We start from the raw sequence: 21,053 nt of genomic DNA, 5'->3' as shown, positions 1-21,053 counted from the left end.
CTGGGTGTCAAAAAACTTTACTACACGGTTTAGTTAAGGCAGACTTTCCCGAAAGGGAGTCGTCAATGCTACCAGAAATCCCCGAAGGCAAATGGGTTGCCAGTTTTCGCCGCGTTCTGACGTTGAACGGGATTGGACAAGGCACAGCGGTCGCCGTTGTTGCCGAGAGCCAATCACGCCCTGTTTTGATGCAGCTGTGCGCTTTGGCGCTCTATGATCTGGGTGCTGAGTTCTCGACTATTGTTCTGCCCACGCCGGAACAAACAGCGATTGTCCCTGTCAAATCGACGGGCGCGTCCAATGCTATTGCTGGCAAACGCCACGTGATCGAAGCACTCAAGCAGGTAGAGGTTGTGGTCGATGTCACGGTCGAAGGTCTGTTGCATGCTGAGGAATGGCCCGAGATCGAGGAGGCGGGCGCGCGGCTGTTCGTGATCTGCAATGAGCACCCCGAAATCCTAGAGCGGACCGAACCTCAGGCGGCTCTTGGTCCCAAGGTTGATCTGGGAATAGAGATGTTGCGTGATGCATCCGAGATGCGCGTGACCAGCGCTGCTGGTACGGACTTGACCATCGATATTCGCGACGCGCCATGTGGCGGTACCCCCGGTTTCACGATCGCCAAAGGTGGCGTGGCTCATTGGCCGGGTGGTTTGTGCTTATGCTTTCCCGGCCAGAACACCATCAACGGCAAGATTGTCATGGCACAGGGGGATATGAACCTGACTTTCAAGAGTTACCTGAATTCGCAAATCGGTTTTCAGATCGAAGATGATTTTGTCCGGTCCATTGAGGGCGAAAGTTTGGATGCGGATTTGTTTCGTGAATACCTCGCGGCGTGGGATGATCCGATCGCCTACGGTCTGAGCCACGTGGGCTGGGGTATGAACCCGCGCGCCCGTTGGGAGAGTATGGCTCTTTACGACAAGCGCGACGTCCAAGGGACCGAGTTCCGAGCATGGTCAGGGAACTTTTTGTGGTCCACAGGGTCAAACCAATACGCAGGGCGTTTCACGCTTGGGCATTTTGATCTGCCAATGCGGGGCTGCACGATTTCGTTGGATGGAACACCAGTCGTGATCGATGGCTTGCTACAAGGAGATCTCGCATGAGCGATTTTCGCGACTACTATGACGTCAGCACATTTTGCCCCAAGCATATCGAGATGTTAGAGCGGATCAATGTGCTGGGCCCGAAATTCGCAGAGCGTGCGGTACAGCATGACAAAGAGGCGAGCTTTCCAACTGAAAACTACAAGGAGCTACGTGATGGCGGGTTCCTCAAACTGGTGATTCCAGAAGAGTTCGGCGGGATGGGGTTTTCGTTGGGGGAATACGCGACCATTGGTGCCGAGATTGGCAAATATTGTGGGGCTACGGCGCTGACGTTTAACATGCACACATCGTCGATGATGTGGCTGCGGTTTATGTTTGATATGCCCAACCTGACAGAACCCGAGCGGGCCGCATTTGGGCGCATGCGTGCGGTCCAATTCCCCAAAGTCGTCAACTATGGCGCAATTTTCTCTCAGCCGATTTCTGAGGGTGGTGTGAATTGGACGTCCGAGCCTATCAAAACCAATTGCCGCCGTGTCGAAGGCGGCTGGGTCATCAATGGGTTCAAGAAATTTGCATCACTGGCTGGCAACTGCGACTACTATTCGATCGTTTGCACCGAACATTTCGAGGGTAAAGACCCTGCGCATGAAGACACCATGGACTTTGCCGTTCACAAGGATGCTAAAGGTCTCTCGATTGTGGGCGATTGGGATCCGATTGGGATGCGCGGGACGGTCAGCCGTGATTTGATCCTCAAGGATGTTTTTGTCAGCGAAGACGACATGATGATGCCTGCGGGTGTGTTCGGCAAAACGCTGTCGCAGTGGCCGCATATGATGGCCACTCTGACGCCGGCCTATATGGGGATCGCGCAATCGGCCTATGATTTCACCGTCCAGTATTTGCGAGGCGAAACACCTGGTCAGCCGCTAATTGATCGCCGTGTTTACCCGACCAAACGGGCGGCTGTTGGCCGCATGTTCCAACGCCTGACCGAAATGCGCACGCTGTGGACCACAGCGTTCTTTGAGGCACGTGGGTTTCCGTCCAAGGCCGAGGTCATGCGCGTTTACGCGGCGCAATATGCGGTCATGGAAGGGGTGCAGGAATTGGCGGCTTTGGCCATTCGAACCTGTGGTGGGCAATCGATGCTCAAATCTCTCCCGCTCGAGCGGATTTATCGCGACAGCCGATGCGGCGCGCTCATGTTGCCGTATACGACCGAGATCATGGAAGACTACCTGTCCATAATGACGGTCTATGACATGGAAACCATTGATGATGTGAATACCGACTCTGTGTCGGCGCGCGTCTCGATGTGGCGGCCAGCGGAGTGATCTGATGCCGGTCACGTCGGTTCATTGTGTCCGTAAGGTTGCGGCAAGCGCTGATGCGGTTTGGGCAGTGTTGCGCGATTTTGACAACGGGTGGCACCCCTATGTGGCATCATGCTCGTTGTCGCGCAGTGCTACGGGCGCGGTCTTGCGGGAGTTTGAAGTCAGCGACGGGGCCCGACTGGTCGAGCAACGCACGTACTTCAGCGACACGGACCGTGTTCTTTGCTACACAGCGTTGTCTGGGGTCGAAGGCGTATTCAACTATGCAGCTCGTCTAGAGGTGACGTCTGATGGCGCGCAATCGACCATTGTTTGGCACGCGCATATTGTAGCGCGATCCGATCGGATCGACGCGATCGCGGATGGAACTCGTGCAGTGTTTGAGGCGGGTTTGGATTTGCTCGAACAAGACCTGCCGGTGCGGTCATCGCGCAAGTTCAAGAGATCGGAACCCGTGGCGACAGCCAAGGGTGTTGTGAGCGGAACCCCGCGATTGTCGTATCTGACCAGCGCCTCGCCCCAAGAAGGGGGGGGAGCTTTGGTTCTGTTTCTACACGGGATCGGAGGGCAGGCGTCAAACTGGACAGAGCAGATCGCGACCTTTGGGGCGGACTACCATGTCGCAGCGATGGATTTGCGAGGGTACGGCGGCAGCACGCTGGGGTTCTCGCAAACGCAGATCGACGATTACTGTGATGATATTCTGGTCATGGCTAGGCACTTTGACGCAACCCGATTGGTGTTGGTTGGCCTGAGCATCGGGAGCTGGATCGCGACCAGTTTTGCCATGCGGCATGGCGACATGTTGGCGGGGCTTGTTCTGGCGGGGGGGTGCACTGGCATGTCCGAGGCAGATCCGCGAGAACGCGAGAGTTTTCGTATCTCGCGCGAGGTCCCGCTGTCGCAGGGCCAGACCCCAGCAGATTTCGCAGGTGCTGTTGTGGACGTGATTACGGGGCCTCGTGCCAGTGAAGATGTGCGTGCCGCACTTCACAAATCCATGTCGGACATTCCAGCTGATACTTACCGCGATGCGTTGAACTGTTTTTGCAACCCGCTTGAGACGTTTGAATTCTCTAAACTCAAGTGTCCTGTGATGTTGGTGACTGGTGCGCATGACAAGCTGGCGCCGCCCGATGAAATTCGTCTGGTCAGCGAGCGGATTTTTGATGCCGTCTCGGCATCGGGGGCGCGCGCGGATATCCGTTTTGAGATTCTGACGGATGCTGGTCATTTATGCAATCTCGAGCAACCCGAGGCCTTCAATGCGGCGTTGGATCAGTTCATGCAGCGGCTGCCGAATGTTGCTATCGGCTACAAGCCAACCCGTAGTGAAAAACAACGCCAAAAGCGGTCCCAGATATTGCAAGCGGCACATACCGAGTTCTGCGATGCCGGGTTTGATGGTGCGTCGATGGATCGATTGGCGCAGGCGGCAGATGTCTCCAAGCCAACGCTGTATCAATACTTTGGGGACAAAGAGGGTTTGTTCGCAGCCGTTCTGGACGAAGGGCGTGCGCATATCATCGCGCCGCTGGCGGGCACGAACGGCACGCTGGTTGATCGGCTGTGGCAGTTTAGCTGGACCTACGCCCGATTTGTGTTGCGCCCTGATATGTTGTCGTTGGCGCGGTTGATCTTAGGCGAGGCAGGACGTCGCCCCGAAAGCGCGCTTCAGTACCACCAGAGCGGTCCGGCGCGTGCGTTTGAGGGGTTGGTCGATTTTGTCGTCGCTGCGGATGCCGCCGGCGAGCTGGATGTTGATGATCCAAAACTGGCCGCCAATGATCTGTGGTCTTTGATCCTATCAGCGCCACGCGATTACTATTTGCATCACGTTTCGGAACGCCCAACCGACAGCGAGCTGCTAGTGGTGATCGGTCATGGTTTGGATGTGTTCTTGAAAGCCTACTCAAACAAGGTTGGTGATGATCGTCGTGCCTTGGCTGACAAGGCGGCTCAGATGCGGGCGCAATTGGACGCTACACCCCAAAGCCTGACGTAGATTTACCGCGGCAATTTCCTGTCAAAGATACGCAGCGGTCATAAAGAACCCCGCCGGACACTGGGTCGGGCGGGGCCTTTTTCGTCTATGGTGTATGATCTTTTAGGCCAAGAGTTTTACAGCGCTTTGCGTAGGCGGGTGGTTAGGGGGCGCAGGCCGCACTGTGCCATCAGGTGAGCCGAGGGCGTGTTGAACGCGGCGACGCTGGCGGTGAGTTCGGTGGCCCCTGCATCGATGGCGAGGGTTTGCGCATGGGTCATGAGCCTGCCTGCGACGCCACGGCGTTGATGATCGGAGTGTACACAGATCAGGTCGATGACACCCGTGCGTTGGGGATGGTGCAGCGGGGTATGGGTGTGCTGCGGTGACAGTTTGAGAATTGCAAACCCTATGATCTGGTCGCCGTCCTGCGCAGTGAGGATCTTTGTGCCCGTTGCATCGCAATGGGCGGCGAACCACGTCGTGATCGCCGTATCATCGGTGATAGGGGCATAGATGTCTGGGTGGGCCGCGACATGCAGTGCGTGGACCTGTTTCAAAAGGGGCAAGAGCGTGGCGGATTGCGCAGCGGTAGGGTGCTGATGGATGGCACCGGGGGCGCCTTTTGGGATAAAAAAAGGGCCGGTGTTGAACACCGGCCCTAATCGTTTGGTCTTTTGTGCGGTGTTACTCGCGGTTGCCGAGCAACTGGAGCAAGAACATGAACATGTTGATAAAGTCGAGATAGAGGTTCAGGGCCCCCATGATCGCCGACTTGCCCAACCATTCGCTGTCGCCATGTGCGGCGTGTGCGAGGTAGTCATTCTTGATCTTTTGTGTGTCGTAGGCTGTGAGGCCTGCAAAGATCAGAACACCGATGATCGAGATTGCGTACAAGATCGCAGGCGATGCCAACCAGATGTTGATGATCGACGCAACGATAAGGCCGATCACACCCATGATAAGGAAGCTACCCCAGCCGGAGATGTCCTTTTTCGTGGTGTAGCCCCAGAGGGACAGACCGGCAAAGGCGATCGCGGTCACAAGGAAGACCTGAATGATCGAGAAGCTTGTGTAGACCATAAAGATCCAGCTTAGCGACAGGCCCATGACTGCGGCAAAGGCGTAGAACACGACCTGTGCAGTTGCAGCTGACATGCGGTTGATCATGGCGCTAAAGCCAAAAACAAACACCAGCGGAGCGAACATGATCACCCAGCGCAGCGGCGAGGTATAGAGCGTCACGCCCAAATTGGTGAGATATGTGTTCTGGCTGATCTGTGCTGCAGCGAGTGCAGGATCAGTTGTGGTCGCAAGGCCCGAAATGGCCCAAGCGGCCAGTGCGGTGATCAACATGCCGACGGACATTGTGCCGTAGACTTTGTTCATGTGCGCGCGCAGGCCCGCATCGATATTGGCGGTGCGGACTGAACCGACGCTGCCAACCGTGTCGTATTGTGCCATTTAGACCTCCTAAATTCCCGGTAACAGTGCCCGCGATGCGGGACACTTACTTTGAACGATATATTGGCAGGAAATGAGGGTTTTTCAAGGCGCGTCCCCGCGAAATCATGCCGCAGGGACGAGAGTTTGTGCGTATTTTACTTAACGACGCCAGTTTTGCGGCAAATCCCAGATCGGACGGGTCGCCTCGGTCTGTGCTTCTTTGGCGGAGATACCCATGTCGCGCAGGGCTGCGTCGTCCAAGGTCCGCAATGCGCGGCGCTGGCTAGCGAGTGCAATCATGTCGACAACAAAGCCGAATACGGAAGTGTTTGAGCTCGGGACAGGTGTGAAGCAAGCGCCAGTGTGATCGATGTGAGCCATGGTGTGGATCCTTTCCATTCGCTGATGAGATTCGCATTTCGTATCAATATTCTTGATGTATAGACGTTTATTCATCTATATTGAAAATGAATGATTGTTTGCTGACTCATCAGGATTTGTGATATGCCAAGAAATCTCGACCTTACTTCCCTTCGATCTTTTGTCGCGGTCGCCGAAGCAGGCGGTGTGACCAAGGCGGCAGGGTTTCTCAATCTGACGCAATCTGCAGTTTCCATGCAGCTCAAGCGTTTAGAAGAATCTTTGGATGTCTCGCTGTTGGATCGATCCGCACGTGCGATTGCGTTGACCGCAGCAGGAGAGCAGCTGCTGAGCTATGCGCGGCGCATGTTGGCGTTGAATGACGAGATATTCAGCAGGCTTACACATCAGGATTATGAGGGAACTGTCACGCTAGGGGTGCCGCATGACATTGTGTACCCAGCGATCCCGATGGTGTTGCAACGGTTCAATGCAGAATACCCGCGTGTTCGGGTTCAATTGTTGTCGTCGTTTACCCGCAAACTCAAAGAACAGTTTGCACGCGGCGAGGCGGACGTGATCCTGACGACCGAAGACAGCATTGATAGTGAGGGCGAAACCTTGGTCACGCGCCCATTGGTTTGGGTCGGCGCACCAGGTGGTATGGCGTGGAAGGCGCGTCCGTTGCCGCTGGCCTACGAGGACAACTGTATTTTCCGGACTGGCGTTCAGAGGCGTCTGGATGAGGCGGGTGTAGGGTGGATGATGGCGGTCGAATCTCATTCCAGCCGGACTATCGAGGCGACGGTCAGTGCTGATCTGGCTGTGCACACAATGATCGAGGGCACGCAGCCCCGCTATTTTGAACAGATCACCCACGACGGCAAATTGCCCGAACTGCGTCAGATGAACATTAACATGTACCGGTCGCATTTGACCGATGGGCCGATGGTTGATGATCTGGCAAACCTGATCCGGACAACATTCGAAACGCTCTAGGGGGTGACGACCACCTTGCCTGTGGATTTACGGGCGCGCAGGGTTTCCAGCGCCTCAGCGGCGTCGTCCAGCCCATAGCTGTGGCTGACGTGCGGTTTGATATGCCCTGCGGCGTGCCACTTCATCAAAGTGGCCAAGCTGTGCGCCAGTGTCGCGGGATCAAAGGCGAGGTAGCCGCCCCAGTAGAACCCAATGACGGTGATGTTCTTGACCAGAATGTAGTTTGCGCGAATTTGAGGAACTTCGCCACTTGCAAAGCCGATGATAATATACCGCGCCTCGCGATTGCAGGTGCGCAGCGCGGCTTTGTATAGGTCGCCGCCGATCGGATCATAGACGACGTCCGCGCCGCCCAATGCTTTGACCTCTGCGACGATGTCGTCGGTGTCGCTGTCTAGCAAATGGTCGGCACCTGCGGCTTGGGCCACGGCCAGTTTGTCTGCGCCGCGTGCCACTGCGATCACAGTGGCGCCCATGGCTTTGCCGATTTCAACGGCGGTCAAGCCGACGCCGCCTGCGGCCCCCAACACCAAAAGGGTTTCGCCAGCTTTGAGCTTTGCGCGGTGATCCAATGCCATATGGCTCGTGCCGTAAGCGACCATAAACCCAGCAGCGTGATCGTCGGGCATTGTGTCTGGAACGGTGATACATCTCTCGGCAGGGAACAGGCCGTAATCAGCAAGCCCACCGTCGCCACCAAAGACAGCGACGCGCGTGCCGATTGCGGGTTCTGTAACGCCATCCCCATGGACATCAACGATGCCGCACACTTCCATCCCCAGTGCGAATGGCGGTTGGGATGTGTCCTGATAGGTGCCCTTGGCCATCAAAAGATCGGCAAAATTCAGACCGCACGCGAGAATGCGCAACCGAACCTGTCCGGCCTGCGGCGTTGGCTGCTCGATCTCGCAAAGGGCAGGCGGGTTTTCAAAATCAGATACAACAAAGGCGCGCATGAGGATCTCCTGTCTGTGGGTCTTGGATACGGGGGAATGTTCGCTAAGAAAAGTGCCGCTAACCAGATGTTTAGATCTCAGCCGCTATCATCGAGGTATGAACGCAACGTCAGAGGTCGCAGTGCCCCATCACGTCGATATCCATGTAGGGCAGAGGCTACGAAGCCAACGCAGTTTATGTGGGATTACACAGCAGGATCTAGCCGAACAGGTCGGTGTCCGTTTCCAACAAATTCAAAAATACGAAAGCGGGAGCAACCGCATCAGCGCGTCTCGGCTTTGGGACGTAGCACAGGTGTTGCAGGTGCCCGTGGCGTTCTTCTTTGATGGCCTCAATGAGGCTAGCGCGCAGTCAGACATGATCACCGATCTGATGCGCGACCACGAAACGGTCCAATTGGTAAGGGCCTACAATAAGATGACAGAACGCCGGCAACGCCAGTTGTGCCAATTGGCCGAGGTTTTGCGCGCGTCATAGGTGCGGTTTACGCTTGGCTTTGGGGTGTATGTCGGTGCATCTTGGGTCGCGGTGCCGATCGGGGCATCCGGTAGCTGCGAGCGGTAGAAATGACCCCAAATTTAGCATCTCAGGCACAAGATATTCGTGCGGTCGCTCATGACTTGGCCGATGCCGCGCGGGCCGAAACCCTGCGCTATTTTCGGGCAGACGGTTTGACGGCCGAGAACAAGGAAGCGGATGGTTTTGACCCTGTCACAGCTGGAGACCGCAGCGCCGAACAAGCGATGCGCGCGATTTTGGCAGAGCGGCGGCCTGATGACGCGATCCTTGGGGAAGAATTTGGATCGAAAGATGGAACCAGTGGGCTGACATGGGTTCTGGACCCGATTGACGGGACCCGGGGGTTCATCAGTGGAACGCCAACATGGGGCGTGTTGATTTCGGTGTCGGACGAGACGGGGCCTGTCTACGGCATCATCGATCAACCCTATATTGGCGAACGGTTCGAGGGCGGTTTTGATGTTTCCCGCTGTGTTGGGCCGATGGGCGACCGCGCGTCTCGAACGTTAGGACCGCGTGACCTAAGCGATGCGATTGTGCTGACGACCTTTCCCAAGGTCGGAGATGACACAGAGCAGGCGGCATTTCACGATGTGGCGGCACGGGCCAAGCTGACGCGCTACGGCATGGACTGTTATGGATACGCTTTGGTTGCGGGTGGCCATGTTGATCTGGTCATCGAGGCTGGTCTGCAGGCCTACGACATTTGCGCACCCATTGCTGTCGTTCAGGCGGCAGGTGGCATTGTGACGGATTGGTCTGGCGGCCCTGCGCATGCAGGTGGGCGGGCAATCGCTGCGGCAAACGCTGAAATCCACGCACAAGCGTTGGCAATTTTGCAAGGACACGTTGATGACTGAGATCCTGATCCAAAATGCGCAAACCGTTCTGACAATGGATGATGCGCGGCAGGAACTGATCAACGGGGATATTCGTATCCGCGATGGTGTCATCACCGAAGTCGGAACAGATTTGGCTGTCGGAGACGCAGCGGTTCACCGTGCGGATGGCTGCGTTGTCACGCCCGGTTTGGTGAACACACATCACCATCTCTACCAAACGCTGACACGTGCAGTTCCAGGTGGGCAGGACGCATTGTTGTTTGGTTGGCTCCAAACGCTCTATCCGATTTGGGCGCGGTTTACGCCTGAACATATGCGCGTTTCGGCAACAGTTGGTTTGGCTGAATTGGCCCTGTCCGGCTGCACGATGAGTTCAGACCATTTGTATCTCTACCCCAACGGATCGCGTCTCGAAGACACGATTGACGCGGCAGGCGAGGTCGGGCTGCGGTTCCACGCCACCCGTGGCGCGATGAGCATCGGGGAAAGCGATGGCGGGCTGCCGCCGGATCATCTGGTTGAACGTGAAGCAGACATCTTGGACGACTGCATTCGTGTCATTGACGGTTTTCACGATGCGCGCGACGGCTCGATAGTTCGTGTGGGCGTTGCCCCGTGTTCGCCGTTTTCTGTGAGCCGCGAATTGATGCGAGATGCTGCAATCCTAGCGCGGGACAAAGGTGTCATGATGCACACGCATCTGGCCGAGAACGATGAGGATATCGCGTATTCGCTAGAGAAATTCGGCTGCCGTCCGGGTCAATACGCCGAAGATTTGGGCTGGACCGGTGACGATGTGTGGCACGCGCATTGCGTCAAGTTGGATGGGCAAGAGATTGATCTCTTTGCCAAAAGTCGAACAGGCGTCGCCCATTGCCCCTGTTCAAATTGTAGACTGGGGTCTGGGATCGCGCCGGTGCGCGCAATGCGCGATGCGGGTGTTCCTGTGGGATTGGGTGTTGATGGCTCGGCGAGCAATGACGCGGGCAATCTGATCCTAGAAGGGCGTCAAGCGATGCTGCTTCAGCGTGTTGCAAATGGGGCTGACGCGATGAGCGCGCGCGAAGCGTTAGAGATTGCGACCCGAGGCGGGGCGCAGGTCCTAGGGCGTCATGATTGTGGACAGTTGGCCGTGGGTAAACGCGCGGACATCGCGATTTGGGACACGTCCGGTATCGAAAGCGCTGGATCATGGGACCCAGCTGCGTTGCTATTGGCTGGCCCTGTTCGGGTCCGTGATTTGTTTGTCGAAGGGCGCGCCGTTGTCCGTGAAGGGCAAATGGCAACGATCGATTTGCCGCGTGTGATTGAAGATCAGAACCGTTTGGCCCGAGCGCTGGCCAACTAGCGAGAGAACAGCGCGGTTAGGGTCAGCAGGATTGAACCCGCGACAAATACCCATAGACCATATCCGATGAAATCGAACGCTTGAGTCATGTCGGAAAGTGACGGCATGTCTACCGAACGCGGCAGGTCTGCCCGAACTTCCGAGATACCCCAGATCGTAGCGCCGATTGGCAAGGCACCCGTCACGAGGGCCAAGAGACGCGGAACCGAACGATTGATAAATCCCAAGAGAAACACCAATCCGCCCAACGCACTGGATAGGGGGATGATGTAGGTTTGCCAGTATTTGCGGGTTTCAACCACCAATGGGTTGTCGGTCAGCAACGATGTTGGTCGCAGGTCCATGCCAAAGTCGCGAAACACAATCCAAGGCAAGAAAAACCCGACCAGCATCATAGCGCCAAAGATCGCGGCAAGAATTGAATGCTTCATGGTGTTGTCTCCGGATTATTTATCTTGGTCACCTGACCCGATGAGGGGCGCCTAGGGCAATAGAAAGTTACGGGGAAACACAGTGTCCAGCGACCCATGTGGCGCGGACGGCGCGGTCGTCGCCCATCATGATCGTCGGGAAAACAGCGTCCCAAACATCTGTGGCGCGGGCGTGCCGCTGGGCGATTGCGGGGGTCGAGGCAAGATCGAGCACTACCAGATCAGCGGCTGAGCCTGCATTCAATTGGCCGATCTCATTGTCTAGGCGCAGCGCACGGGCAGAGCCTGCGGTGGCCAGCCACATCAATTGTGAGGGATGCAGGACCGTGCCGCGCAGTTGTCCGACTTCGTAGGCCGCGGCCATAGTGCGCAACATTGAAAACGAGGAACCGCCGCCTGTGTCGGTCGCCAGACCTGTCCGCACCCGTGTAGCAAGGCCGCCCATATCGAAGAGCCCCGAGCCGATGAACGTATTAGAGGTCGGGCAGTGGACCACGGCCGCGTCGATCTCGGCCAATCGGTCAACTTCGCGCGGCTCAAGGTGAATGGAATGCCCGTAGAGCCCGTTAGGCCCCAGCAGTCCAAACTGTTCATAAGTGTCTAAATAGTCGCGGGCTGATGGAAACAGATCGCGGACCCAGTCAATTTCATCTGTCTGTTCGCTCAGATGGGTTTGCATCAACACGTCCGGATATTCGCCCCACAGCTGACCCAGCGTGTCTAACTGCTCTGGCGTCGATGTTGGCGAGAAACGTGGTGTGATCGCATAGTGCGCGCGGCCAACCCCATGCCATTTGTTCAACAGCGATTTGCTATCGTCATAGGCGGTCTGTGCGGTGTCACGCAGAGTGTCGGGCGCATTGCGGTCCATACATGTTTTGCCTGCGACGACCGCCATATTGCGCGCGGCAGCCGCGCCAAAAAACGCGTCCACGCTTGTTGGGTGGATGGTCGTGAAACTGGTCAAGGTTGTCGTGCCATGGGCGAGGGCCAGGTCACAGGTTCGACCCGCTATCTCAGAGGCATAGCCGGGATCGCCAAACTGGCTTTCCTCTGGAAAGGTATAGTCATTCAACCAATCGATCAGCCGTTTGCCCCAGCTCGCGATCATGGCCGTTTGTGGGTAGTGCATATGCGCATCTACGAATCCGGCTGTGATCAATGCATCACCGTAATCACGGACAGGTGTTTGCGGATGGGCGCGGCACAAGGTGTCTGTGTCGCCCGTTTCAACAATCCGGTCACCGTCAACCAAAATAGCGCCATGCTGGCGGTGCTGGACGGTATCCTGCCACGGCTGGGTGAATGGATTGCCCGAAAAATCGAGCGTTTGGCCTAGGATCAAAGTTTGGGGCATGTTTGGTCTCGTCTCAAAGCTGTCAGAGCATAAACGCCGATTGCACCGATTGCGCAAGACACTATGCTGCGGCAACAACAGCCCAACGGTATGGAGCCAGAGTGAAATGACAGAGCAAACACTTGGGGTCGATGCTGACGGATATGTCTTGGGGCGTCGCGCGATCAACGAGATCCGAGATGCCGTTGAGGCACGTGACGGGCTTGTTCTGGCGGGCCTGTTGTCGCCATTGCACCCTGCCGACGTAGCCGACCTCTTAGAGCAGATACCTGAAAAAGAACGGGCGGAATTGCTGGGCCTTTGGAAGGGCGGTTTTGATGGCGAGGTCCTGTCAGAGCTGGAAGAAAGCTTGCGCGAAGAAGTCATTGACACACTGGCCCCTGCGGATTTGGCCAATGCGGTTCGAGATCTCGAAAGCGACGATGTTGTTGATTTGGTCGAAGATCTGGACGAGGCGCAGCAAGAGGCGGTTCTCGACACACTAGACGATAGTGACCGTGTCGCAGTTGAACAGGCGCTGACATATCCAGAGGAATCCGCGGGTCGTTTGATGCAGCTAGAGACGGTGTGCGCGCCGTCCCATTGGACCGTTGGCGAAGCGATTGATTTCCTGCGCAAAGAAGAGGATTTGCCGGAACAGTTTTATCATATGATCCTTGTCGATCCTCGGATCAAACCGGTCGGTTATGTCACGTTGGGCAAACTCTTGGGTACCAAACGCGAGGTGCCTTTGATCGAAATTATCGAAGACAGCTTTCGTGTTATCCCCGTTGATCAGGACGAGGGCGAAGTGGCCTATGCCTTTAACCAATATCACCTGATTTCAGCGCCGGTTGTGGACGATGACGGGCGGTTGGTTGGTGTGATCACCATAGATGACGCGATGGCGGTGCTGGATGAAGAGCACGAAGAAGACATCCTGCGTCTGGCTGGTGTGGGCGAGGGGTCGCTATCCGACCGTGTGATCGAAACAACCAAGCAGCGATTTCCGTGGCTGTCGGTGAACCTTGCCACTGCCATTCTTGCAAGCATCGTGATCGCCCAATTCGAGGCGACGATTTCCCAGTTTGTGGCCTTGGCCGTTTTGATGCCGATTGTAGCATCGATGGGCGGTAACGCTGGAACCCAGTCGTTAACCGTTGCGGTACGTTCTATCGCGACCAAAGACCTGACTGGCGCAAACGTCGGGCGGGTGATCCGACGCGAAGTAGGCGTGGGTTTGGTGAATGGTCTGATCTTTGCCGTTGTGATGGGCATCGTTGGCGTGATCTGGTTTGGCGAGCCTATGCTGGGTGTCGTGATCGGCGTGGCCATGGTCATAAATCTGGTGGTGGCGGGGCTGGCCGGAACGGGTATTCCCGTTTTGTTAGAACGGATGGGTGTTGATCCGGCGTTGGCTTCTGGTGCGTTTGTCACGACCGTGACGGATGTCGTTGGATTTTTTGCATTCCTCAGTCTTGCAGCGTGGATTTTGCTATGAGTTTGGTCGAACAAAAGGCCGCGCTGCGCAAAGCTGCCTTTGCCCGCCGCAAGGCTGCACATGATGCAGGTGGCGCTGGGCGCAGTGGTTTGTTGTCAGAATTTCTAGCGGGACATCGCGGTGTTCCGATTGCAGGGTATATGCCGATCCGGACAGAGATCGACCCGCGGCCCGCGATGGCCGAGGCATCAGCATACGGCGTGGTTGGGGTTCCGGTGATCACAGGTGAGGGCCAACCATTGGTGTTTCATGATTGGGATCCCGAGGCTGCGATGGTGGACGGCCCATTTGGTGCATTTGTGCCTGCATCGGCGGTCGCGATGGTGCCGGAAATAGTTGTCGTGCCTTTGGTCGCATGGGACCTCGACGGCAATCGGCTGGGCTATGGTGGTGGGTTTTATGATCGCACCCTCGAAGGGTTGCGTGCGCGACGTGCTGCCTTGGCCATCGGGTTTGCCTATGAGGCGCAGCTGGCCCAGGGATTGGTTGTAGAGCCGACAGATCAGCGGCTCGACATGATGATCACCGAAAATCGGGTGATTACGTTTTCTTAGTCGTTATTTGTCAGCTGACGCATCCGTGTCGCCATGGTCCATTTCGCTGTGATCCATCGCGTCCAAGACACGGTCTTCAACCTTGAACATCACGTCCAGTTCGCCAGCCGTTTCGAACACCAAAGTGCCTGCGAATTCTTGACCCTCTAGCATTGGTGCATCGAGCCCCATGAACATGATGTGCTTGCCGCCGGGCTCTAGTGTCACGGTTTCACCGGCGGGGATCGGCAAAGACATCACGTGGAACATACGCGCCACACCAGCGTCATCGATTTCGGTGTCATGAACCATCACGCGCGGGAAATCGGCGCGAACTTCGAGCAAGGTGTCGTCGGTGCTACCGTTGTTGGTGACAGCCAAATAGCCGGCGCCGGTTTTGGCAGTTGGCAGCGTTGAAAAGGCCATTGGATGCGCGACGGTGAGATCGCCAACCTTGAAGTCGTGAGCAAAGGCGAGGGTGGCTGATGCGGCAAAAGCTGCAGACAAGAGAAGAGTTTTCATTTGGACCGTATCCTGTCGGTGGGTCCACATGTTGTGGCCCGTTGATCAAATTGTTTGTTCGAACTCAGATCAAGACAGGTGGACCACGTGCGGGCGGCGCATGTCGTACCAAAGGTAGCACGGCTGCCAATTGCGCGCTGAGTGACGCATCAAACCGGCGCTGGGTCGGCTGCCATGTGTCGGGCGCCAAGGTCTGCCCTCCATCTGCAAGCGTCAGAGTGCAGCGTTCGTCATTGGGAAGCTCGTTCTCAACCGGGTTGCCATCGGCATCAAAGGTCATCGTGACCATGCGGTCGCCCGTACAAATGACCATCGTAATTGTGTCTGACGGCCAGATCAGCGCAAGCGGCCCCGCCATTTTAGGCAGGAGCAAGGCCATCATCAGGGCCAATATGGTCGTCGCACGGATCACTATGTGTATGTGGGGCAGAACAGCCCCGAGGAAAAGTCGAAACTTAGAAACCGCGCGAATTGCCGCAAGCGGGTGGCGCGTGGGGGCTTGCGCGGGGGGCATTTGGGGCATAGGCGAATGGGCATGAAGATTTTGTTTATTGGCGATGTAATGGGCCGCGCTGGCCGAACTGCGGTGATCGAACGTTTGCCGCGTTTGCGCGAGGCGTGGAAGCTCGATTTTGTTGTCGTGAATGGCGAGAATGCGACCAGCGGCATGGGGCTGAACGCAGCACATGCCAAATCGTTGCTAGAGGCTGGTGCCGACTGTTTGACGCTGGGGGATCATGCATTTGATCAGCGCGACATGTTGCAATTCATCGAACAAGAGCCGCGCATTCTGCGGCCTTTGAACTTTTCCAAGGTCGCGCCTGGCAAAGGGGCGCGGTTGTTCACGGCCTCGGGTGGTCGCAAGGTTCTGGTGACCCAAGTCTTGGGTCAGGTTTTCATGAAACGTGCCTTTGATGACCCGTTTTCTGCTGTTGATACAGTTCTGCGCCAGCACCCGTTGGGGGGCATGGCTCAGGCAATTTTGGTGGATGTGCATTGCGAAGCGACGTCCGAGAAAATGGGAATGGGTCACTATTGTGATGGACGTGCCAGCGTTGTTGTGGGCACCCACACCCACGTGCCGACGGCTGATGCACAAATTCTACCAGGTGGCACGGCGTTCCAATCTGACGCGGGCATGTGTGGCGATTATAATTCCGTCATTGGCATGGAAAAAGACGAACCTCTGCGCAGGTTCATCACAGGAATGAGCAAGGGGCGTTTTCAACCTGCGGCAGGTGAGGCGACGCTCAGTGGTCTCTATGTCGAGACTGACGACAGAACAGGCAAGGCGGTCCGTGTGGAAATGATCCGCGATGGTGGACGGTTGAGCCAAGCGACCCCATGATCCAACGCTATGGGCTCGTCGCGCTGTTGATTGTGCTGGGCGCCGCTTGGGGTTTGACCCAACCGCTTACAAAAATAGCCGTTCGTGATGGAGCAGGTCCGCTAGGTCTGATCGTCTGGCAGCTATTTATCGGTGCTGTTTTAATGTGTGGATATCTGGCCGCGATGGGCCAGTTGCGGCGGTTTTCGTCGGTTCAATTGCGGTTTTGCACGGTTATTGGGGTCATCGGTACGATTATCCCGAACACAACGAGCTTTACCGCCGCCTACTCTTTGCCCGGGGGTGTCATGTCTATTGTGATTGCCAGCGTGCCGATGTTCGCCTTTCCCATTGCCCTGGCCCCTTGGGAATGAACGGTTTTCAGCGTCGCGGTTTCTGGGGCTCTGCGTGGGTATGATGGGGGTCGTGATATTGGCCGCACCGGACGCGAGCCTGCCCCAAGCGGTCATGATTGCGGTACTGCCTTTGGCGCTGGTCGCGCCCTTCTTTTATGGGGTCGAGGGAAACGTGGTTGCAAAATGGGGCACTTTTGGTTTGTCTCCGGTTGAGGTGATGTTTGGCGCATCAGCGGTGGGTCTGCTGATCGCGATTCTTTTGGCGGTGTTGAGCGGCCAATGGGTGTCGCCATTGCCGCCGTATGGTTCAGTCCAAGGGGCGTTGGTGTTGTCATCGGTGATCCACGCTGTCGTCTACACGACCTATGACTGGTTGATAGGTCGGGCAGGGGCCGTCTTTGCGTCGCAGGTCGCCTATCTGGTCACCGGATTTGGTGTTGTCTGGTCCATGCTTATGCTGGACGAGCGGTATTCAGGATGGGTCTGGGTCGCGCTGGTGTTCATGTTTATCGGGCTGGCATTGGTCGAACCACGCAAGAGACGCAAAGCACCCCTTGTTTGATCCGCGCGTGCGGGCGAAACTGGTCTCAATAATCAACCCACCAAACGGGCGAGCGGCATGTTAGAGTATTTCCAATTGGGTGAGACTGGCATAGCGATTGCCACCCTTTGTGTGGTGGCAGGCATGTTTGTGCTGTTTATTCGCGAAACGTTCACACCCGAAGTCATCGCAATTGCCGGTGCTGCAACGATGCTGGTTCTGGGCGTGTTGCCCTACGACAGTGCGCTAGCGGTCTTGTCGAACCCCGCGCCTTGGACGATTGGCGCGATGTTCATTGTCATGGGCGCGTTGGTCCGCACTGGATCGCTAGACAGCCTGACCAAGCTGGCCGAGCGCAATGCAGAGACAAACCCCGTTCTGGCCATAGGCGCCCTGATGGCGTTTGTCATTTTTGCCAGTGCCATTGTGTCGAACACGCCCGTCGTCGTCGTGATGATCCCGGTCTTTGTTCAATTGGCTGCTAAGCTGGGCATTTCCGCATCAAAGCTGCTGATACCGTTGAGTTACGCCGCGATCTTGGGCGGCACACTGACATTGATCGGAACCTCGACAAACCTGTTGGTTGATGGTGTCGCGCGGGCCGAGGGACTGGCCCCGTTTAGCATTTTCGAAGTCACACCTTTGGGCATCGTCCTCGTGATTTGGGGTATGATCTATCTGCGGTTTATCGGGCCGTTGTTGTTGCCGGACCGCGATAGCATGGCAAACCTGTTGAGCGATCGCAGCAAGATGCGGTTCTTTAGCGAGGCTGTGATCCCGCCCGAAAGCAACCTGATTGGTCGAGAGGTCACAGGCGTCCAATTGTTCAAGCGCGAAGGGGTTCGTTTGGTCGACGTGGTGCGTGGAGACGCGTCATTGCGGCGCAATCTGGCGGATGTCGTTTTGCAACTCGGTGACCGCGTCGTGCTGCGGACCGAGATGACGGAACTGTTGTCGTTGCAGCGCAACAAAAGCCTGAAACGGGTGGATCAGGTGTCGTCAGTTGAGACGTCGACGGTTGAGGTTCTGATCACACCGGGATGCCGGATGGTTGGGCGGAGCCTAGGGTCATTGCGACTGCGCCGTCGTTTTGGTGTGTACACTTTGGCGGTCCACCGTCGTGATCAAAACATTGGTCGGCAGTTGGACGATCTGGTTGTTCGGGTTGGGGACACGTTGTTGATCGAAGGGGCGCCCGAAGACATTCAGCGCCTCGCGAATGAAATGGATTTGGTGGACATCAGCAAACCGTCCGCGCGGGCCTATCGGCGGACCCACGCGCCATTGGCCATCTTGGCGCTGATTGCCATTGTTGGGCTTGCGGCGTTTGGGGTAGCTCCGATTTTCTTGCTGGCGATTTTGTCGGTCGCCTTTGTCCTTGTGACCCGCTGTATCGACGCCGAAGAAGCATTTTCCTTTGTCGATGGGCGATTGCTGGCTCTTATCTTTTCGATGTTGGCAATTGGGGCCGCGCTACAGGCATCTGGCGCTGTCAGTTTGATTGTTGAGGCGGTCGCGCCGTATTTGGCTGGATTGCCGCCATTCTTTATCATTTGGGCGATCTACCTGCTGACCAGCGTGTTGACCGAGCTGGTGTCAAATAACGCTGTTGCCGTTGTTGTCACGCCGATTGCGATTGGTTTGGCCACTGCGTTGGGGCTTGATCCACGGGCCTTGGTCGTGGCCGTTATGGTTGCTGCATCGGCCAGCTTTGCCACACCAATCGGGTACCAGACAAACATGTTGGTCTACGGTCCCGGCGGTTACCGGTTCACTGACTTTATGCGCGTCGGAATACCGCTGAACCTGAGCATGGGATTGCTGGCATCCGCTGTGATCCCAATGATCTGGGCGCTTTAAAGTGGCCAGAACACCAAGATTGCAGGGATCGACACGGCCACGACAAGGATCTCGAGCGGCAGACCCATGCGCCAATAATCACCAAACGAATAGCCACCCGGCCCTAGGATCAGCATGTTGTTCTTGTGCCCAATTGGCGTCAGGAACGCGCTAGAGGCGGCAACTGCGACAGCCATCAGAAACGGGTCAGGGGACACACCCATCGACTGTGCCATCTGGATGCCAACGGGGGCTGCGACGATGGTGGTTGCTGTGTTGTTTAGAACATCTGACAGGCTCATGGTGGCGACCATCAGAACGGTCAGGATCATCCATGGCGCCATACCTTTGGTCAGACCGACCAGCGCGTCTGCAATCAGTTCGGTGCCACCTGAAGTCTCGAGAGCGGCGCCCAGCGGGATCATTGACCCCAACAGAACGACAACGGGCCATTCGATATGTGTGTAGAGCTCAGACAGCGGCACGATTTTCGTCAGCACATAGGCGACGACAACAAGACCCAATGCGACAGGAAGGTAAAGCAAGCCAAAGCTGGCGAGCAGAACGGCGCCCCCAAACAGGGCAATCGCCAACCAGACCTTTTTGTCGTCGGTGACCTGCAAACCCCGATCCGCGAGCGGCAAACAGCCCAGCCATTCTGTCACATCGGCCGCGTTATCGCTTGGGACCAGCAAGAGCAGGATATCGCCGGTTTGAACGATTTCCTTGCGGACCTGCGATTTGATTTTGCGGCCTTGGCGCGAGATGCCCATGAGGACGGAACGTTGCCGCCACGCAAGCCCGATGGATTGCGCGTTCTTGCCGTTGATGCGGCTTTGGTCGGTGACCACGACTTCGATAACAGCCACGCCGTCACCGTCAGCGCGCAGCCGGCCTTCGCGCTTTTCATCGGCAAATCCCAAGGACAGTGCCGTGCGAAATTCGTCCAAAGCATCAGGGGTCGCCTCTAGCACCATAGCGTCGCCTGCACGTAGGGCCGAGTTCATGGCCGTGCCGTAGCGACGTTTACCATCGCGGATCAGCCCTAGGATCGCGACGTCATTTTTATCTGCGACCGCATGCAATTCACGGATACGCTGGCCAATCAGTTTCGATCCGTCGGGCACTGTCAGCTCTGCAATATACTCGGCATAGTCGTCCATCGGATCACCCGACTGGCTTTCACCGGTTTTTTGCGGGATCAGACGCCAGCCAACGAGGGCCACAAAGATCAGACCGGCAATCGCCGTGACACCGCCAACAGGGGCAAAGTCAAACATGCGGAACGGCTCGCCCAGTGTTTCCTCGCGGATACTGGCAATGATGATGTTGGGTGGTGTGCCGATCAGTGTCACCATCCCCCCGAGGATGCTCGCAAAGCTAAGGGGCATCAGGGAAAAACCGGGTGCGCGGCCAGCCTTGCGGGCGGTTTGAATGTCGACAGGCATCAGCAGGGCGAGGGCTGCGACATTGTTCATAAAGGCCGAGAGAACCCCACCAATGCCGCCCATCAATGCGATATGTCCACCTAGATTTCGCGAACTGTCGACCAAGGTGCGAGTGATCAGGAACACAGCGCCCGAACGAACAAGGCCCGCTGAGACAATCAACACCAGCGCCACAACAAGCGTTGCAGGGTGCCCAAAGCCGGAAAACGCGTCCTTGGATGGAACCACTCCCAGAACAACACCGATCATCAGTGCGCTAAACGCCACGATGTCATACCGGAACCGCCCCCATAGCAAGAGGGCAAAGACAGCTCCGAAGAGGGCGAAGAGAATGATTTGATCAGTGGTCATGTGCCTGATGTACCGCGC

At 56.7% G+C, this 21,053-nt stretch carries 22 protein-coding genes; 13 read left to right on the top strand and 9 right to left on the bottom strand.

Annotation, left to right across the window (positions count from 1 at the left end; all coding sequences use genetic code 11):
• The first annotated feature begins 65 nt into the window (after positions 1-65).
• From TR2A62_RS06760 to TR2A62_RS06750, 3 genes are read left to right on the top strand one after another with little or no spacing between them, the layout of a single operon-like run.
• The gene (locus TR2A62_RS06760; protein WP_009159238.1) at positions 66-1,112 is read left to right on the top strand and encodes a hypothetical protein; all 1,047 of its coding nucleotides are present in this window, start codon (positions 66-68) and stop codon (positions 1,110-1,112) included.
• On the top strand, positions 1,109-2,395 hold the full coding sequence (locus TR2A62_RS06755; protein WP_009160234.1) for an acyl-CoA dehydrogenase family protein: 1,287 nt from the start codon (positions 1,109-1,111) through the stop codon (positions 2,393-2,395). The genes TR2A62_RS06760 and TR2A62_RS06755 overlap by 4 nt, the downstream gene beginning before the upstream one ends.
• Positions 2,396-2,399: 4 nt before the next feature.
• Positions 2,400-4,400 (top strand): alpha/beta fold hydrolase, encoded by a 2,001-nt coding sequence (locus TR2A62_RS06750; protein WP_009157924.1) that lies wholly within the window; start codon positions 2,400-2,402, stop codon positions 4,398-4,400.
• Positions 4,401-4,516: 116 nt separating this feature from the next.
• On the opposite strand, the gene TR2A62_RS06745 is transcribed toward TR2A62_RS06750, so the two are convergent.
• The 3 genes from TR2A62_RS06745 to TR2A62_RS06735 all read right to left on the bottom strand — a co-directional run bounded on the left by TR2A62_RS06745 (position 4,517) and on the right by TR2A62_RS06735 (position 6,206).
• Positions 4,517-4,939: a GNAT family N-acetyltransferase gene (locus tag TR2A62_RS06745; protein ID WP_223296081.1), complete on the bottom strand. Its 423-nt coding sequence runs from the start codon at positions 4,937-4,939 to the stop codon at positions 4,517-4,519.
• 127 nt (positions 4,940-5,066) lie between these two features.
• Complete coding sequence (locus TR2A62_RS06740) at positions 5,067-5,843, bottom strand: Bax inhibitor-1/YccA family protein (protein WP_009158282.1); 777 nt, start codon at positions 5,841-5,843, stop codon at positions 5,067-5,069.
• A gap of 141 nt (positions 5,844-5,984) precedes the next feature.
• A complete protein-coding gene (locus TR2A62_RS06735; protein ID WP_009157459.1) occupies positions 5,985-6,206 on the bottom strand; it encodes a DUF1127 domain-containing protein in 222 nt (73 codons plus the stop codon).
• A 123-nt stretch (positions 6,207-6,329) separates the two neighbouring features.
• On the opposite strand from TR2A62_RS06735, the gene TR2A62_RS06730 reads away from it, so the two are divergent.
• Positions 6,330-7,184, top strand: coding sequence for a LysR family transcriptional regulator (locus tag TR2A62_RS06730; protein ID WP_009160027.1), 855 nt, complete (start codon positions 6,330-6,332; stop codon positions 7,182-7,184).
• Here TR2A62_RS06730 and TR2A62_RS06725 read toward each other — a convergent pair.
• Entirely contained in the window at positions 7,181-8,140 is a 960-nt protein-coding gene (locus TR2A62_RS06725) for an NADPH:quinone oxidoreductase family protein (RefSeq protein ID WP_009160836.1), read from the bottom strand. The genes TR2A62_RS06730 and TR2A62_RS06725 overlap by 4 nt on opposite strands.
• A gap of 121 nt (positions 8,141-8,261) precedes the next feature.
• Here TR2A62_RS06725 and TR2A62_RS06720 point away from each other — a divergent pair, with 121 nt between their 5' ends.
• From TR2A62_RS06720 to TR2A62_RS06710, 3 genes are all read left to right on the top strand, one after another.
• Positions 8,262-8,618 (top strand): helix-turn-helix domain-containing protein, encoded by a 357-nt coding sequence (locus TR2A62_RS06720; protein WP_040821225.1) that lies wholly within the window; start codon positions 8,262-8,264, stop codon positions 8,616-8,618.
• Between the two features lie 89 nt (positions 8,619-8,707).
• Positions 8,708-9,520: a histidinol-phosphatase gene (gene hisN / locus TR2A62_RS06715; RefSeq protein WP_009158693.1), complete on the top strand. Its 813-nt coding sequence runs from the start codon at positions 8,708-8,710 to the stop codon at positions 9,518-9,520.
• The gene (locus tag TR2A62_RS06710) at positions 9,513-10,850 is read left to right on the top strand and encodes an 8-oxoguanine deaminase (protein ID WP_009157756.1); all 1,338 of its coding nucleotides are present in this window, start codon (positions 9,513-9,515) and stop codon (positions 10,848-10,850) included. Before hisN ends, TR2A62_RS06710 begins: the two co-directional genes overlap by 8 nt.
• Here TR2A62_RS06710 and TR2A62_RS06705 read toward each other — a convergent pair.
• Together TR2A62_RS06705 and guaD are read right to left on the bottom strand one after the other, a co-directional pair.
• Positions 10,847-11,281: a hypothetical protein gene (locus TR2A62_RS06705; protein WP_009157794.1), complete on the bottom strand. Its 435-nt coding sequence runs from the start codon at positions 11,279-11,281 to the stop codon at positions 10,847-10,849. The two genes, TR2A62_RS06710 and TR2A62_RS06705, sit on opposite strands and share 4 nt — an antisense overlap.
• Before the next feature lie 67 nt (positions 11,282-11,348).
• Positions 11,349-12,638, bottom strand: a complete 1,290-nt coding sequence (gene guaD / locus TR2A62_RS06700) for a guanine deaminase (RefSeq protein ID WP_009158846.1) — start codon at positions 12,636-12,638, stop codon at positions 11,349-11,351.
• A gap of 106 nt (positions 12,639-12,744) precedes the next feature.
• Here guaD and mgtE point away from each other — a divergent pair, with 106 nt between their 5' ends.
• Both mgtE and TR2A62_RS06690 read left to right on the top strand, forming a co-directional pair.
• The gene (gene mgtE / locus TR2A62_RS06695; protein WP_009159835.1) at positions 12,745-14,118 is read left to right on the top strand and encodes a magnesium transporter; all 1,374 of its coding nucleotides are present in this window, start codon (positions 12,745-12,747) and stop codon (positions 14,116-14,118) included.
• Positions 14,115-14,672, top strand: a complete 558-nt coding sequence (locus tag TR2A62_RS06690; RefSeq protein ID WP_009160863.1) for a 5-formyltetrahydrofolate cyclo-ligase — start codon at positions 14,115-14,117, stop codon at positions 14,670-14,672. Before mgtE ends, TR2A62_RS06690 begins: the two co-directional genes overlap by 4 nt.
• Positions 14,673-14,675: 3 nt before the next feature.
• Here the strand turns inward: TR2A62_RS06690 and TR2A62_RS06685 are convergent, their stop codons facing one another.
• Both TR2A62_RS06685 and TR2A62_RS06680 read right to left on the bottom strand, forming a co-directional pair.
• Positions 14,676-15,173 (bottom strand): copper chaperone PCu(A)C, encoded by a 498-nt coding sequence (locus TR2A62_RS06685; protein ID WP_009157358.1) that lies wholly within the window; start codon positions 15,171-15,173, stop codon positions 14,676-14,678.
• A gap of 64 nt (positions 15,174-15,237) precedes the next feature.
• Positions 15,238-15,585: a hypothetical protein gene (locus TR2A62_RS06680; protein WP_223296080.1), complete on the bottom strand. Its 348-nt coding sequence runs from the start codon at positions 15,583-15,585 to the stop codon at positions 15,238-15,240.
• Between the two features lie 123 nt (positions 15,586-15,708).
• Here TR2A62_RS06680 and TR2A62_RS06675 point away from each other — a divergent pair, with 123 nt between their 5' ends.
• The 4 genes from TR2A62_RS06675 to TR2A62_RS06665 are packed head-to-tail and all read left to right on the top strand — an operon-like array spanning position 15,709 to position 19,257.
• A complete protein-coding gene (locus TR2A62_RS06675) occupies positions 15,709-16,521 on the top strand; it encodes a TIGR00282 family metallophosphoesterase (protein ID WP_009157317.1) in 813 nt (270 codons plus the stop codon).
• Complete coding sequence (locus TR2A62_RS19050) at positions 16,518-16,874, top strand: EamA family transporter (RefSeq protein ID WP_009158355.1); 357 nt, start codon at positions 16,518-16,520, stop codon at positions 16,872-16,874. Before TR2A62_RS06675 ends, TR2A62_RS19050 begins: the two co-directional genes overlap by 4 nt.
• Positions 16,875-16,914: 40 nt before the next feature.
• Positions 16,915-17,418, top strand: coding sequence for an EamA family transporter (locus TR2A62_RS19045; protein ID WP_009159322.1), 504 nt, complete (start codon positions 16,915-16,917; stop codon positions 17,416-17,418).
• A gap of 57 nt (positions 17,419-17,475) precedes the next feature.
• Positions 17,476-19,257 (top strand): SLC13 family permease, encoded by a 1,782-nt coding sequence (locus TR2A62_RS06665; RefSeq protein WP_009158177.1) that lies wholly within the window; start codon positions 17,476-17,478, stop codon positions 19,255-19,257.
• Here TR2A62_RS06665 and TR2A62_RS06660 read toward each other — a convergent pair.
• Positions 19,254-21,035, bottom strand: coding sequence for an SLC13 family permease (locus TR2A62_RS06660; RefSeq protein WP_009160098.1), 1,782 nt, complete (start codon positions 21,033-21,035; stop codon positions 19,254-19,256). The two genes, TR2A62_RS06665 and TR2A62_RS06660, sit on opposite strands and share 4 nt — an antisense overlap.
• Between the last annotated feature and the right edge of the window lie 18 nt (positions 21,036-21,053).

Origin of the sequence: Thalassobium sp. R2A62 (genome assembly GCF_000161835.1) — a bacterium.
Taxonomy (GTDB): Bacteria; Pseudomonadota; Alphaproteobacteria; order Rhodobacterales; family Rhodobacteraceae; genus Thalassobium.
The sequence above is the reverse complement of the archived record's forward strand: the minus strand, read 5'-3'. Positions and strand labels throughout refer to the sequence as shown.